This is a genomic window from Variovorax sp. GW821-FHT06D12 (assembly GCF_059419205.1).
The window spans coordinates 172,529-186,092 of record NZ_JBWKRI010000008.1 but is presented as its reverse complement, the minus strand read 5'-3'; the positions used below and the strand labels follow the sequence as shown (position 1 = coordinate 186,092).

Here is a 13,564-nt window from a genome sequence, read left to right as displayed (position 1 = left end):
TCGATCTGAAATCAGTCGTCAGGCGCTGCGCAGCGGCACCACCTTGCTGGTGCGCGCGGGCGAGTAATTGAGCAGGCCCGAGATCTCGTCGGCCGTGCCGCGCACGCGCTGCACCATCTCGTCCATGCGGTTCTCGTCGATGTGGCCCGAGGTGATGGTGGCGCCCAGCGCCGCCACGATGTGGCCGCTGTGGTCGCGCACCGGCGCGGCGATGGTCGAGATGTTCGATTCGAAGAAGCCCTCGCCCAGCACGTAGCCGCGCTGGCGGTCGGCCTGCACCATGTCGAACAGTTCGTTCACGGTCTTGGGTGTGCTCGGCGAGAAGGTCTCGAGCTTGTCTTCGGGGTACAGCGCGCGCAGCTGCGGCAGCGTGAGGTCTTCCAGCAGGATGCGGCCCAGCACCGTGGCGTGGGCCGGCAGGCGCGTGCCCACCGTGACCGAGCTGGCGAACGGCGTGGCCGGCGCCACCTTGGCGACGTAGACGATCGAGCGGCCGTCGCGCACCACCAGGTTGCAGGGCGTGCGCAGCTCGTCGCACAGGCGGTTGAGCAGCGGTGTGCCCAGCTGCGTGAGTTCCAGCGAGGCCAGGTATTCGAAGCCCAGGCGCAGCACGGCCAGGCCCAGGCGGTAGTCGCGCCCGCCCTCGGCGCGCTCGAGGAAGCCCATGTTCTCCAGCGTGGTGAGCAGGCGGAAGACGGTCGAGCGCGGCAGGTCAAAGCGGCGCGCCAGCTCGGGCGCGGAGAGCGTGCGGCTCTCGCGGCTGAACTCGCACAGCACGCGCAGGCCGCGCTCCAGCGCGGGCACGTTGTAGCGGTCCGCGCCCTCTTCCATCACTTCGTTGTCGGTGGCCATCTTGGAATTCCTCTCGGTTGTCTTGTTCGTGTCGGGTCAGCCGGCGAGCGATTCGCGCAGCAAGGCGGCGACGGCCTGCGGTTGTTCCACATAGCCGGCGTGACCCGCATCGTCCACCAATTCGAGGGGCACGCCGCAGCGGCGCGCGACTTCTTCGCAGGCAGCCGGCGGCGTGACGACGTCGAGCGCACCGCAGGCCACGCGCACGGGCATCGGCGGCGGCAGGTCGGCCAGCAGGTCGGCGTTGCACAGCAGCTCGACGGCCTGGCGGTAGCCGTGGTCGTTCAGGCGCGCCATGTTCCAGCGCACCCACTGGCGGGCGTGTTCGCTGGCGCCGTCGGACACGAGCCGGCCCGCACGCTTGGCGGCCATGCCGGCAATGCCGAGGTCGTCGAGCGTGGCCAGGCGTTCGGCGCGCACCTTGGCGCGGGCGTCGATGCGCCCGGCGGCGCCGTAGCCGATGGCAGGGCTCACGAGCACGAGGCGGCGGATGCGGGCACTGGCGCTCGCATCGCTGCGGGCGGCCGACGCGGCCACGATGGCGCCCAGCGAATGGCCGACGAGCACGCAGGAGCGGATCGACAGCGCATCGAGCATTTCTTCAAGGCGTGCGGCGTAGTCGGCGGCGGTCGGCGCGGCCGAGGCCAGCGGCGTCGAGCGGCCGTAGCCCGGTGCATCCCAGGCGATGAGGCAGGCCTGCGGCGCCAGCAGCGCTGCGGTGTCGAGCCACGAGGCCGCGCCCGAGCCGATGCCGTGCAGGCACACGATGACGGGACCCTGCCCGCATTCGCGCACCGACACCACCGCGCCGCCGCCGACCGCGACGTCGCGGGCCGGAAAGCGCGCGTCGAGCCGCGCCAGCTCGGAAGCCGGCAGGGTCTGCGCGGAGATGTCGACGGTGCTCATGGCCTGTTCGCTCGCTTGCTTGCTCGCTCGCTCAGCGCTTGATCTTGGCCAGCGGGTGGTCGGCGGGGTACGTCGGCGTGACCGGCTTCTTGGCGCCGAGCATCACGCACATCAGCGCGTCTTCGTCGCCGATGTTGATCTCTTCGCGGTACACGCCGGGCGGCACCGAGATCAGGTCGCGGTCGGTCATGATGGTTTCGAAGCGCTCGCCGTCCTTCTCGATGACGACCTTGAGCTTGCCGCGGATCAGGAAGAACACCTCTTCCACGTCGGTGTGGATGTGCGGCGGGCCTTCGTGGCCGGCCGGGATCACCATGGTCGAGAAGGTGAAGTGCTCCGAGGGCACGGTGTTGGTGTCGGCCGCGACACCGGTGCCGCCGGTGCCCACGTAGCGCATCTGCGCGCGGCGGAACTTGGGGTCGAAGTCGGCCTGGAACTTCAGCGCGTCCCAGTCGTACTTGCGAGTCTCGTAGCGGGCGATGCGGGTGTTCATCCACTCGGCCAGGCTGCTGCCCTCGGGCTGCGCCAGGGTGTTGTTGATCTTCTGCTGTTCGGACAAATCGCTCATGGGTGTACTCCTTGGTCGGGAAATTCGGTCGGTGGTGACTCGTTCAGTGCATCGCGAAGCCGCCGTTGACGGCGAGCAGCTGGCCGGTGACGAAGCGCGCCAGGCCGGACAGCAGGAACACGGTCGCGCCGCAGACGTCGGCCGCCTGCTGCTCGCGCGGGATGGCGCGGCCTTCGAGGTACTTCTGGTGGCGCGCCATCGGCACGTACTCGGTGGCCTCGACCAGCGTGAGGCCGGGCGCCACGGCGTTCACCGTGATGTTGTCGCCGCCCCATTCGCGCGCCAGCGAGCGCGTCATGGAAATGACGGCGCCCTTGCTCGAGGCATAGGCCAGCAGGTTGGGCGCGCCCCACAGCGCCGTGTCCGACGCCAGGTTGACGATGGCGCCACGGCCGCTGGCCGCCAGCGCGGGGCGGCAGGCGCGGCCCATGAGCCAGCTGCCGCGCACGTTGACGTTCATCACGCGGTCCCACATGTCGATCTCGAGCTGGTGCGCATCGCGCCCGCCCGAGTTGGTGATGGCGGCGTTGTTGACGAGGCCGTCGAGGCCGCCGAGCAGGCGCACTGCCTCGGCGGCGCCCGCCTCGATGGAGGCCGGGTCCGACAGGTCGATGGCCAGCGCGTGCGCCGTGCGGCCGGCCTCGCGCAGCGCCTTGGCCTCGGTCTCGGCCAGCTCGCCGAGGATGTCGGCCAGCACCACGCTCGCACCCGCCGCGGCCACGCACTGCGCGAACGCCAGGCCCAGGCCGCGCGCACCGCCGGTCACGAGCACGCGGCGGCCGGCCAGCAGGTTGGCGGGCATCTCGGCCAGCAGGGCCTGCAGGCTGGAGGGATCGGCGATGGCTTTGAGGTCGGTCATGGCGGGCGTCTCCGTGAGGTTCAGTCGGCCTGGATGCCGAGTTCCTTGATGACCTTGCCGAAGCGCGCGAAGTCGGCGGCGTTGGTCTTGGCCAGCACGTCGGCGTCGCCGCCCACGGGCGTGGTGCCCAGCACGGCCATGCGCGCGACGATCTCGGGCATCTTCAGGATCTCGTTGAAGTGGCCGTTGAGCGTCTTCACGATCTCGGGCGGCAGGTTGCGCGGGCCCCACAGGCCGTTCCAGGCGGTGAGCTCGACGTCCTTGTAGCCCAGCTCGGCGAAGGTCGGCACCTTGGGCGCCAGCGGCGAGCGCTCGCGCGAAGCCACGGCCAGCGGGACCATCTTGCCGTTGGGCATGTAGGGCGCCACCGGGCCCAGCGTGATGAAGGTCACCGGCACGTGGCCGCCGAGCACGTCGTTGACGGCGGGCGCCACGCCCTTGTAGGGCACGTGCGCCAGGCTGGTGCCCGAGGCGCGGGCGAACATCTCGCCCAGGATGTGCATCGGCGAGCCGCTGCCCGGGCTGGCGTAGCTCAGCGACTTGCCGCCCTTGGCCGCGGCCACCGCGTCCTTCAGGCCGGTGTAGCCCTTGGCGCCGCTGGCCACGAGGAAGAGCGGCAGGTTGCCGGTCTGCACGATCGGCGTGAAGCCGTTGAGCACGTCGTAGCCCGAGGTGCTGCCGGTCTTGAGCACCAGCTGCGCGATCGAGAAGGTGCTGGGCGCGAGCAGCAGCGTGTAGCCGTCGGGCGCGGCCTTCGACACGAAAGCGCTGCCGATGATGCCGCTGGCGCCGGGGCGGTTGTCGACCACCACGGGCTGGCCGACGCGGGCCGAGAGCTTTTCGGCATACAGGCGCGCCAGGGCGTCGGTGTCGCCACCCGCCGGATAGGCAACGACCAGCGTGATCGGCTTGCTGGGGTAGGTGTCTGCCCAGGCGAATCCGGAAGCGCAAGCGGCAGCCAGGGAGACGGCAGCGGCGATGGCGAGGCGGCGAGTGTGTGTCATCGGGGGTCCGTGGAATCGGTGGTTTGTTTCACTAACGAAACAACGATTTATTAATGGAACACCGCGAGAATACCGACGAAGACAACTTCATGACTAGGTAAAAACCCTAGTTGAGGTGAAGCCAGGCTGCGCGGCCCACGAAAAAAGGGCGGCCGTTTCGGGCCGCCCTTCGAGGGTGGAAGCGGGGTTGGGCTACCCGCCGTAGCGCGCGACGGTCAGGCCTTCCATGTCGATCTCGGGCGCCCTGCCCGCGACCAAGTCGGCCATCACGCGGCCCGTGCCGGCCGCCATGGTCCAGCCGAGCGTGCCGTGGCCGGTGCTCAGCAGCAGGTTGGGCACGCGGGTGGCGCCGATCACCGGCGTGCCGTCGGGCGTCATGGGCCGCAGGCCGGTCCAGAAGGAGGCGTCGCGCACCGGGCCGCCGCGCGGGAACAGGTCGGTCACGACGTGCTCGAGCGTGTCGCGCCGCCGCGCATCGAGCGCCAGGTCGAAGCCCGAGAGCTGCGCCGTGCCGCCCACGCGGATGCGATCGCCCAGGCGCGTGACGGCGACCTTGAAGGTCTCGTCCATCACGGTGGATTCGGGCGCGCCGCTCGCGTCGGTGATGGGCACCGTGATCGAGAAGCCCTTGACCGGGTACACCGGCAGATTGATGCCCAAGGGCCGCACCAGCGCGGGCGAGTAGCTGCCGAGCGCGACCACGTAGCGGTCGGCGGTGAAATGGCCCTGGTCGGTGCGCACGCCGGTCACGCCCTTCCCCGCTTCGTGTTCGAGGGCCTGGATGTTCACGCCGAAGCGGAATTGCACGCCTTCGGCTTCGGCCAGCTTGGCCAGCGCCTGCGTGAACTTGAAGCAGTCGCCGGTCTCGTCGCCCGGCAGGCGCAGGCCGCCGACGAACTTGTCCTTCACGGCGCCGAGCGCGGGCTCATGCAACACGCAGCCGTCGCGGTCGAGCACCTGGTAGGGCACGCCGGACGCCTTCAGCACCTCGACGTCCTTCGCGGTGCCGTCGAGCTGTGCCTGCGTGCGAAAGAGCTGCAACGTGCCCTGCATGCGCTCGTCGTAGCGGATGCCGGTGTCGGCGCGCAGCGCCTTCAGGCAGTCGCGGCTGTATTCGGCCAGCCGCACCATGCGGCCCTTGTTGAGTTCGTAGCGCGCCTGCGTGCAGTTGCGCAGCATCGACAGACCCCAGCGCCACATCGCCGGATCGAGCATCGGCTTGATGACCAGCGGGCTGTGCTGCATGAGCATCCACTTGATCGCCTTGACCGGCACGCCGGGCCCGGCCCAGGGCGCCGAGTAGCCGGGCGACACTTCGCCCGCATTGCCGAAGCTGGTTTCGAGCGCGGGCGCCGGCTGGCGCTCCAGCACCGTCACCGCATGCCCGGCGCGCGCCAGGTAGTACGCCACCGAGGTGCCGATGACACCGCTGCCGAGAATCAGGACCTGCATGACAACCCCTCCCTCTTGAAAGCCGCCATGGGCCGAGGGTACAGGGTCGGCACCTACAGGCCCAGCGAGTCCTGCAGTTCGCGCGCCGTCCAGCGCTTCGGCTGTTGCGGCCAGGCCTCAAGCAGCGCGACCATGCGCGCGTTGCGCGGGGCGCTCAGGCCATGTTCCTGCGCGAGCCGCACCACCTCGCCGCTGAGCGCGTCGATCTCGGTGCGACGGCCCAGGGCCAGGTCGTCGGCCATGCTCGAGCGCGCCTTGGCATCGATGCGCAGCATGCGCGCCGCGACGATGCGAAACAGCCAGTCGGGCAGCCGCAGCAGGCCCGGCAAGCGCCGCGCCGGCACGGCCGCGACCTGCGCGGGCACGATGCCGCCCGTGCGCAGCACGCCCAGCGTTTCGTCGATGAGCGCCGCGAAGCAGCGGCGGTAGCCGCGCTGCATGAGTTCGTCGCGCAGCGGCAGGCCCGACAGTGCGTTGACCGGGTTGTTGAGGTTGAGCAGCAGCTTGCCCCACTGCACCGGCAGCAGGTCGGCGTGCAGGTCGAGCGGCACACCGGCGCGCTCGAACACGGGCAGCCAGTCGCGCAGCGCGGGGTCGTCTTCCGCGGCCAGCCGGCCGGGCGTGCCGCGATGGAAGGCGCCGTCGTCGATCTCGGCCACGTTGTACGGCACCATGCCGGCGCGGATGTTCAGCGACGGGCCGGCCTGTCCTGCGGCGGCGCAGTTCGAGATGCCGTTCTGCAGCGAAACCACCGTGGTGCCGGCCGGCAGCGCAAAGGCCAGTTCGCGCGCCGCCTCGGCGGTGGCGCCGCTCTTCACGCACAGCAGCACCAGCGCGGGCCGCGCGCCCACCGGCACCTGCTCGCACAAGCGCAGCGTGGGCGCCGCCAGCTTGTGCCGGGCGCCGTCGAGGTCAGTGAGCGTGAGGCCGTGGCGCGCGAGCTTGTCGAGCACGCGCGGACGGCCGACGAAGGTGACGGGCACGCCCGCCGCCGCCAGGCTGCCGCCGATGAAGCAGCCGATGGTGCCCGCCCCCATCACGAGCACTTCACCGGGGATCGCGTCGGACATGAAGTGCTGTGTGGGTAGTGAGCGGAAAGGACCTCAGGTCCGTTGGGCGACCCAGGCCTGCACCGATTGCAGCGCGGCCGGCAGGCCCGCGGCGTCGGTGCCGCCGGCCATGGCCATGTCGGGCTTGCCGCCGCCCTTGCCACCGACCTGCTGGGCCACGAAGTTGACCAGCTCGCCGGCCTTGACCTTGGCGATGCTGTCGGCCGTGACGCCGGCGGCGATCTGCACCTTGTCGCCGTCGACGGCGGCCAGCACGATGGCGGCGGTCTTCAGCTTGTCCTTGAGCTTGTCCATGGTGTCGCGCAGCGTCTTGGCGTCGGCGCCGTCGAGCTTGGCCGCGAGCACCTTGATGCCGTTGACGTCCACCGCCTGCGCGATGAGCTCGTCACCCTTGGACGACGCGAGCTTGCCCTTGAGCGCGCCCACTTCGCGTTCGAGCGTCTTGACCTGCTCGAGCACCTGCGAGAGGCGGCCCTGCAGCTCGGCGGCCGGCGACTTGAGCGTGGCGGCCACGCTGTGCACGGTCGATTCGAGGTCCTGCAGGTACGACAGCGCGTTGGCGCCCGTGACGGCTTCGATGCGGCGCACGCCGGCGGCCACGCCGCCTTCGCTGACGATCTTGAACAGGCCGATGTCGCCCGTGCGGCCCACGTGGGTGCCGCCGCACAGTTCGCGGCTGGTGCCGATGTCGAGCACGCGCACGGTCTCGCCGTACTTCTCGCCGAACAGCATCATGGCGCCGGTCTTCTGGGCCGACTCAAGGTCCATCACGCGGGCCTGCGTGGGCGCGTTGTCCAGGATCTCGGCGTTGACGCGCTTTTCGATCTCGAGAATCTGCTCGCGCGTGACGGGGGCGTTGTGCGCGAAGTCGAAGCGCGTCTTGTCGGCGTCGACCAGCGAGCCCTTCTGCTGCACGTGGTCGCCGAGCACTTCGCGCAGGGCCTTGTGCATCAGGTGGGTGACCGAGTGGTTGCGCATGGTGGCGGCGCGGCGCGCGGTGTCGACCGCGGCCTTGACCGCGTCGCCGACCTTCAGCGTGCCTTGCGTTTGCGTGCCGTGGTGGCCGAACACGTCGGCCTTGATCTTCTGCGTGTCGTCGACGCCGAACTGCACGCCTTCGGCCACGAGCACGCCCTGGTCGCCGACCTGGCCGCCGCTTTCCGAATAGAACGGCGTGGTGTCGAGCACCACGATGCCGCTCTGGCCTTCCTTCAGCGCGTCGACGGCCACGCCGTCGAGGTACAGCGCGACGACCTTGGCGTTTTCTTCGAGGTGGTCGTAGCCGGTGAAGGTGTTGCCCGCGCCGGCGTACTCGACGTTGCGGTCCATCTTGAACTTGCCGGCGGCACGGCCCGCGGCCTTCTGCTTTTCCATCGCGGCGTGAAAGCCCGCTTCGTCGACGCTCAGGCCGCGCTCGCGGCACACGTCGGCCGACAGGTCGAGCGGGAAGCCGTAGGTGTCGTGCAGCTTGAAGGCGACGTCGCCCGGCAGCACCTTGGCATCGCCGGCCAGCGCCGCGTCGAGGATTTCCATGCCGTTGGCCAGCGTTTCGAAGAAGCGTTCTTCCTCGGCCTTCAGCGTGTCGATGATGCGCTTCTCGTCGGCCACCAGCTTGGGGTACGCGTCGCCCATGAGCTTCACGAGGTCGGGCACCAGCTTGTGGAAGAAGGGCTTCTTCTGGCCCAGCTTGTAGCCGTGGCGGATGGCGCGGCGCACGATGCGCCGCTGCACGTAGCCGCGGCCTTCGTTCGACGGAATCACGCCGTCGGCCACCAGGAAGGAGGTGGCGCGGATGTGGTCGGCGATCACGCGCAGCGAGTTGTTCGACAGATCCTGCGTGCCGGTCTCGCGGCCGGCGGCCTTGATGAGCGCGTCGAAGATGTCGATTTCGTAGTTGCTGTGCACGTGCTGCAGGATCGCCGCCAGGCGCTCCAGGCCCATGCCGGTGTCGACGCAGGGTGCGGGCAGCTTCTTGACCGAGCCGTCGGGCTGCATGTCGAACTGCATGAACACGTTGTTCCAGATCTCGATGTAGCGATCGCCGTCTTCATCGGGCGAGCCGGGCGGGCCGCCGGGGATCTCGGGGCCGTGGTCGTAGAAGATCTCGGAGCACGGACCGCAGGGGCCCGTGTCGGCCATCATCCAGAAGTTGTCGGACATGTAGCGCCCGCCCTTGTTGTCGCCGATGCGCACGACGCGCTCGGGCGGCAGGCCGATTTCCTTGGTCCAGATGTCGTAGGCCTCGTCGTCCTCGATGTAGACGGTGGCCCAGAGTTTGTCGGCCGGCAGCTTGTAGACCTGGGTCAGCAACTCGAAGGCCCACTTCAGCGAGTCGCGCTTGAAGTAGTCGCCGAAGCTCCAGTTGCCCAGCATCTCGAAGAAGGTGTGGTGGCGCGCGGTGTAGCCCACGTTCTCGAGGTCGTTGTGCTTGCCGCCGGCACGCAGGCAGGCCTGCACCGAGGCGGCGCGCACGTAGGGGCGCTTGTCTTCGCCGAGGAACACGTCCTTGAACTGGACCATGCCCGAGTTCGTGAACATGAGCGTCGGGTCGTTGCCCGGCACCAGCGAACTCGAAGGGACCACCGTGTGGCCCTTGGAGGCGAAGAAATCGAGAAAGGTCTTGCGGATGTCCGCGACCGTGAATGTGGGCTGGCTCATCTTTGGATTTCGTCTGCTGTCGGGGGCGGCCTGGCGATGGCGACCCTGCGTCGAAACCACTGCGTTGAACCGGCCTAACTGCTTGATTTGCTTGAACAATCGATTATAGGTTTGCGCATGGTGCCCGGGCCCGCCGCGGGCCTTGCGCACGCGCGATCCGGGAGCCGGGGCTAATATGGACGGCTGAAGCGGTGCGCGCCCTCCCCGGCTGCAGCCTGTTTCTTCCCTGTTTTCATCGGCAACATGAATCAAGGAGCACGCATGGCGGGTCAGGCGTCGGAACACTGGAAGATCGAAGACCTCGATTTCTCCCGCATCGCACGCGAGCAGGTGCGCACGGACGAGAACCTCTTCTACCTGGTGGCGTCGGCCTCCTTCATCGAGAGCGGCTCCGACCTGTACACGCAGAATCTGGTCGATTTCTTCCGGGGTGACGACGAGGTCACCGAGTGGCTGTCGAACCACTGGGAGCAGGAAGAGCTGCAGCACGGCCGGGCCCTGCGCGCCTACGTGGACCACGTCTGGCCCGAATTTCCCTGGGAAACCGCCTACCGCGGCTTTCTCGACGAATACGCCACCTACTGCAAGGTCGAGCTGCTGGCCCCGACCCGCGCCCTGGAAATGACCGCCCGCTGCGTGGTCGAGACCGGCACCGCCACCTACTACCGGGCCATGGCCCGCAGCACCACCGAGCCGGTGCTGCGCGACCTGGCCACCCGCATCGCGACCGACGAGGTCAACCACTACAAGCACTTCTACCGGTTCTTTCGCCGCTACCGCGCGCAGGAGCGGCTGAACCGTTTCCGCGTGATGGGCACCATCGGCCGGCGCACGCTGGAGCTGAAAAGCGAGGACGCCGACTGCGCCGTCCGCCACGTGCTGCAGGCCCGCGCCCCGCACCGCGCCGGCGACGCGGCCTACGTGCAGCAGCTGAGCGCGCACATGAACCGCACCATTCGCACCCACCTGAGCCCCGCCGCCACGCTGAAGATGCTGATGCGCCCGCTGGAGCTGCCGGCCCGGGTGCAGACGGTGATCCAGTACCCGATCCGGCAGTTCATGGAGCATGTCTTCCTGCGCTGACGGGCCAAAACCCCAGAAAACGCCAGAAAACGCGCAAAAAAAACCCAGCACGATGCTGGGCTGAATCTCTGGATTGCTGTCACGCACAGAGAACCCGCACTTGAAGCGAGTCCGCAAAATTTAGGGCCCGGGCCGCCCCCGGCTTGTCGGACAACACCGACAGTTCTGCACGATCGTGCGAACCGCGGGTATCCCCGGAAGCTCGAAAAAGTGCCAAATTCTTCACACTTTTTAACTTGTCCTACGGTTACGACATTTTTCAGCTGACATGCTGGGCGCGCGTCCTCGCCGAGGATGCACTTGCTGTCACGCAACAGGGCCGCAAAAGAAGAGCTCTCTGTTTGCCTTAGAGCGCGCCCCTTCGGGGGCCCCTCGAGATACCCGCTCCGGCGGGTATTTTTTTGCCCGCCACCGGGCCGGCCGTCGCCCTACCACATCGCCATGACGGGTTTTCCCAATCCGGTGGGGACAATGTTGTGGAAAACCGTGTGTGCAGCGCGCAAAACCGTTGCCTGGCGGGGCCTGCAACGCGGTGCCTGCGAAAGAGGCAGCGAAGGTAAAAAACCCGGAAAAATATTTTTCCCGCCCGTTTTCCCCGCCGAGCCCCGCCCGCCGCCGCCCCGAACGGCGCTGAAAGAATTCATCAGACTCCCACCCCGAAGCCCCCGCTAGCATCGAACGACCCGGGCGGCCAGCCTGCGCCGCGCCGGGGACCCAAGGGAGCAAAACATCGTGAAGTGGATCGTGGCTGGCTTTGTGGCGCTGGTTTTCTCAGTGCTGTCGTTCAACGCATTCATCGCCAACGACCTGAGCCGCCAGACCAGCGGCAACCGGCTCATCGCCATGCTGACCGACCTGTACGGCTGGCTGATGGGCACCCTGGGCGCCGTGCCGACGGGCGTGCTGTTCGCGGCGTGCGCCGTGGGCATCGTGGTGCTGGCGGTCCGGGACGGCAAGAAGGCGTCCTGAGCCATGCCGGTGACCACGCGCGTGGCCCTGCTCGACCCGCAAGGCACCACCGGACCCCAGCTGCTGCACAGCCTGCCCCGCCTGGGCTACGACACCCTGCGGTTCTCGAGTGCGGGCGACTTCTTTGCATTGCTGGACAGCGGCCAGCCGATCGACCTGCTGCTGCTGGTGGTCGAGAACGAGCTGGCTTCGCGCAGCCTCTTCGCCGCCTGCCGGGCGCTGAACATTCCGACGCTGCTCATCGTGCGCGACAGGCGCTGGGAGCAGCTCATGCCCTGGCGCGACGCGCCGGGCTGGGACGATTTCATCGAGCTGCACGGCGCCGGCATCGACGACGCCATCAACGAACTGGCCTGGCGCATGCGCACCCTGCTGCTGCGCGCCCGGCAGGCCGCGCAGACCGCCAGCCTCGGCGCGGCGAGCTGGGGCCCCTACCGCTTTCTCGACATGGCCCACACGGTGCTGCTGCACGAGCGGCGCATCCGCCTGCAGCCGCGCCAGTACGCCTTTGCCGTCACGCTGTTCCGCAACGCCGGGCAGGTGATCACGCGCGAGTGGCTGTGGCAATCGATCTGGGACAAGACCACGCCGTATGAAGGCACGCGCGTGCTCGACGTGTGCGCGGCCAACATCCGCAAGCGCCTGGACCTGTGCGCCGCGAACGGCTACGAGCTGCGCGCGGTCTACAAGCAGGGCTACCGGCTCGTGTCGGTGTTGCCCGGGCGCGAACCCGTCAAGGAGAGGGAGTTCACGCGAAGAGGCCGGCCACGCCATGCCGCCCTTGCCGTGAATTGCTGACAGGCCCGGCCCCGCAGCGGGCCGGGCCCCGGACGCGCGTCAGGCGTCCGCCCCCACGCGAATCAGCCGCGCTGGCTTCAGCCGGCCGTCCAGCGACGCCAGCCAGGCGCCCAGGTCCTCGTTCGACACGGGCGTCAGCAACAGCTCGAAGGAACGCTGCGCGCGCACCGCGACGGGCACCGACTCCACGCTCTCCAGCTCCGAGCGGTGCGTGAGGTACAGCAGCGGCAGCATCCAGTCGGCCGCCTGGTGCATCGCGGGCACGCGCGCCACCGTCTTCTGCGCGTCGGCGTGCAGCCCCACGATCACCCCGTCGAAGCGCTGGCCCACCTCCAGCGCCTGGATCAGGTCGGCGATGCGCACGAAGGGAATGAAGTCGGCCCCCAGCGCCGTCAGCGAGTTGCCGGTGCAGGCGCGCTGCAAGGCGTCGGAATCGACCAGCGCGATCCGGTAGCCCGAGGGAGCAGGCGCGTTCATCGTCACTGCTCCCCTGCGATGTCGAGCTCGACGCGCCGGTTGGGCTGCAGGCACTGCAGCAGCGCCGGCGTGCTGCGGCTGCCTTCGCAGTCGGACACCACCGGCTGGCGCTTGCCCATGCCCGCGGTGCGGATCAGCTTGCGGTCCAGCCCCTGCTGCACCAGCAGGTCGCGCACGGTGTTGGCGCGCTCCAGCGACAGCGCCTCGTTGTAGGCGTCGCCGCCCAGCCGGTCGGTGTGGCCCGTCACCACGATGTAGTGCAGCGAGCGGAAGTTGTTGCGCAGCTCGACGGCCAGGTGCTCCAGCCGCGTGCGGCCCGCGGGCTGCAGGTCGGTGAGCGAGGCGCCGTCGAAGCGGAACAGGCCGTCTGCATTGAGCGTGACCTTCTGCGGCGGCGCCAGCTTGGTGCTGGCCGGGATCGGCGTGGCCGCCGGCGGCTGCGCGAGCAAGGCGCAGTCGGGGTTCTTCCACCAACCGCCGGTCATCAGCTCGCTGCCGTTGAAACGCACCATGTACTGGCAGGTGACGTGCTCGCTGCCCTTGCCCGTGTAGAAGTGGAAGATGTAGTTCCACTCGCGCACGCCCCACAGCCCTTCGCTGAAATGCGGCCAGCCCAGCAGCTCGCGCAGCTGGTCTTTGCCCATGCCGGGGCGCACGCGCTGGAACTTCTCGGTACCCGGGAAGGCGCCCTGCTTCCACTTGGCGCTGTCCAGCGCCGGAAACTCCTCGGGCTTGGGCGCCGCGGGCTTCTCGGCCGCGGCGCGCGCCTGCGCGTCCTTGTCGATGGCGGCGCCGGGCGAGGCGCAGCCCTGCAGGGCCGCGAGCAAGGCCGCCAGTGCGACGGCGGACAGGGTTCGGTTCATCTGCT

The 13,564-nt window shown here is 68.9% G+C and carries 13 protein-coding genes; 3 read left to right on the top strand and 10 right to left on the bottom strand.

Translation table 11 applies throughout. The features are described from left to right. Window positions 1–18: 18 nt before the first annotated feature. From AC07SQ_RS23955 to alaS, 8 genes are all read right to left on the bottom strand, one after another. Window positions 19–852 carry an IclR family transcriptional regulator gene (locus tag AC07SQ_RS23955; RefSeq protein ID WP_070060330.1) on the bottom strand — a complete coding sequence of 278 codons (834 nt, stop codon included), beginning with the start codon at window positions 850–852 and terminating at the stop codon, window positions 19–21. A gap of 36 nt (window positions 853–888) precedes the next feature. Beyond that, a complete protein-coding gene (locus AC07SQ_RS23950; RefSeq protein ID WP_354343350.1) occupies window positions 889–1,758 on the bottom strand; it encodes an alpha/beta fold hydrolase in 870 nt (289 codons plus the stop codon). 31 nt (window positions 1,759–1,789) lie between these two features. Beyond that, window positions 1,790–2,326, bottom strand: a complete 537-nt coding sequence (locus tag AC07SQ_RS23945) for a cupin domain-containing protein (protein ID WP_062474577.1) — start codon at window positions 2,324–2,326, stop codon at window positions 1,790–1,792. 43 nt (window positions 2,327–2,369) lie between these two features. After that, window positions 2,370–3,185, bottom strand: a complete 816-nt coding sequence (locus AC07SQ_RS23940; protein WP_139701719.1) for an SDR family oxidoreductase — start codon at window positions 3,183–3,185, stop codon at window positions 2,370–2,372. 20 nt (window positions 3,186–3,205) lie between these two features. Further along, window positions 3,206–4,189, bottom strand: a complete 984-nt coding sequence (locus AC07SQ_RS23935) for a Bug family tripartite tricarboxylate transporter substrate binding protein (RefSeq protein WP_139701720.1) — start codon at window positions 4,187–4,189, stop codon at window positions 3,206–3,208. A gap of 192 nt (window positions 4,190–4,381) precedes the next feature. Next, window positions 4,382–5,641 carry a D-amino acid dehydrogenase gene (locus AC07SQ_RS23930; protein ID WP_495271540.1) on the bottom strand — a complete coding sequence of 420 codons (1,260 nt, stop codon included), beginning with the start codon at window positions 5,639–5,641 and terminating at the stop codon, window positions 4,382–4,384. A gap of 53 nt (window positions 5,642–5,694) precedes the next feature. Then, entirely contained in the window at window positions 5,695–6,711 is a 1,017-nt protein-coding gene (locus AC07SQ_RS23925; protein WP_070060324.1) for a 2-dehydropantoate 2-reductase, read from the bottom strand. 33 nt (window positions 6,712–6,744) lie between these two features. Next, complete coding sequence (gene alaS, locus AC07SQ_RS23920) at window positions 6,745–9,369, bottom strand: alanine--tRNA ligase (RefSeq protein ID WP_495271541.1); 2,625 nt, start codon at window positions 9,367–9,369, stop codon at window positions 6,745–6,747. 261 nt (window positions 9,370–9,630) lie between these two features. On the opposite strand from alaS, the gene AC07SQ_RS23915 reads away from it, so the two are divergent. From AC07SQ_RS23915 to AC07SQ_RS23905, 3 genes are all read left to right on the top strand, one after another. Then, entirely contained in the window at window positions 9,631–10,452 is an 822-nt protein-coding gene (locus AC07SQ_RS23915) for a ferritin-like domain-containing protein (protein ID WP_070060322.1), read from the top strand. Between the two features lie 732 nt (window positions 10,453–11,184). Continuing rightward, window positions 11,185–11,421, top strand: a complete 237-nt coding sequence (locus AC07SQ_RS23910; RefSeq protein WP_159272152.1) for a hypothetical protein — start codon at window positions 11,185–11,187, stop codon at window positions 11,419–11,421. 3 nt (window positions 11,422–11,424) lie between these two features. Continuing rightward, window positions 11,425–12,219: a winged helix-turn-helix domain-containing protein gene (locus AC07SQ_RS23905; protein WP_235944108.1), complete on the top strand. Its 795-nt coding sequence runs from the start codon at window positions 11,425–11,427 to the stop codon at window positions 12,217–12,219. Between the two features lie 39 nt (window positions 12,220–12,258). Here AC07SQ_RS23905 and AC07SQ_RS23900 read toward each other — a convergent pair whose 3' ends face one another. After that, window positions 12,259–12,696 carry a hypothetical protein gene (locus AC07SQ_RS23900; RefSeq protein ID WP_095744971.1) on the bottom strand — a complete coding sequence of 146 codons (438 nt, stop codon included), beginning with the start codon at window positions 12,694–12,696 and terminating at the stop codon, window positions 12,259–12,261. 2 nt (window positions 12,697–12,698) lie between these two features. Next, window positions 12,699–13,559, bottom strand: coding sequence for an OmpA family protein (locus AC07SQ_RS23895; protein ID WP_495271542.1), 861 nt, complete (start codon window positions 13,557–13,559; stop codon window positions 12,699–12,701). Window positions 13,560–13,564 lie beyond the last annotated feature (5 nt).

Bases quoted from the DNA above. Each gene is read 5' to 3' on its own strand.
- AC07SQ_RS23955 (WP_070060330.1), bottom strand. From the start codon at position 852: ATGGCCACCGACAACGAAGTGATGGAAGAGGGCGCGGACCGCTACAAC.
- AC07SQ_RS23950 (WP_354343350.1), bottom strand. From the start codon at position 1,758: ATGAGCACCGTCGACATCTCCGCGCAGACCCTGCCGGCTTCCGAGCTG.
- AC07SQ_RS23945 (WP_062474577.1), bottom strand. From the start codon at position 2,326: ATGAGCGATTTGTCCGAACAGCAGAAGATCAACAACACCCTGGCGCAG.
- AC07SQ_RS23940 (WP_139701719.1), bottom strand. From the start codon at position 3,185: ATGACCGACCTCAAAGCCATCGCCGATCCCTCCAGCCTGCAGGCCCTG.
- AC07SQ_RS23935 (WP_139701720.1), bottom strand. From the start codon at position 4,189: ATGACACACACTCGCCGCCTCGCCATCGCCGCTGCCGTCTCCCTGGCT.
- AC07SQ_RS23930 (WP_495271540.1), bottom strand. From the start codon at position 5,641: ATGCAGGTCCTGATTCTCGGCAGCGGTGTCATCGGCACCTCGGTGGCG.
- AC07SQ_RS23925 (WP_070060324.1), bottom strand. From the start codon at position 6,711: ATGTCCGACGCGATCCCCGGTGAAGTGCTCGTGATGGGGGCGGGCACC.
- alaS (WP_495271541.1), bottom strand. From the start codon at position 9,369: ATGAGCCAGCCCACATTCACGGTCGCGGACATCCGCAAGACCTTTCTC.
- AC07SQ_RS23915 (WP_070060322.1), top strand. From the start codon at position 9,631: ATGGCGGGTCAGGCGTCGGAACACTGGAAGATCGAAGACCTCGATTTC.
- AC07SQ_RS23905 (WP_235944108.1), top strand. From the start codon at position 11,425: ATGCCGGTGACCACGCGCGTGGCCCTGCTCGACCCGCAAGGCACCACC.
- AC07SQ_RS23900 (WP_095744971.1), bottom strand. From the start codon at position 12,696: ATGAACGCGCCTGCTCCCTCGGGCTACCGGATCGCGCTGGTCGATTCC.
- AC07SQ_RS23895 (WP_495271542.1), bottom strand. From the start codon at position 13,559: ATGAACCGAACCCTGTCCGCCGTCGCACTGGCGGCCTTGCTCGCGGCC.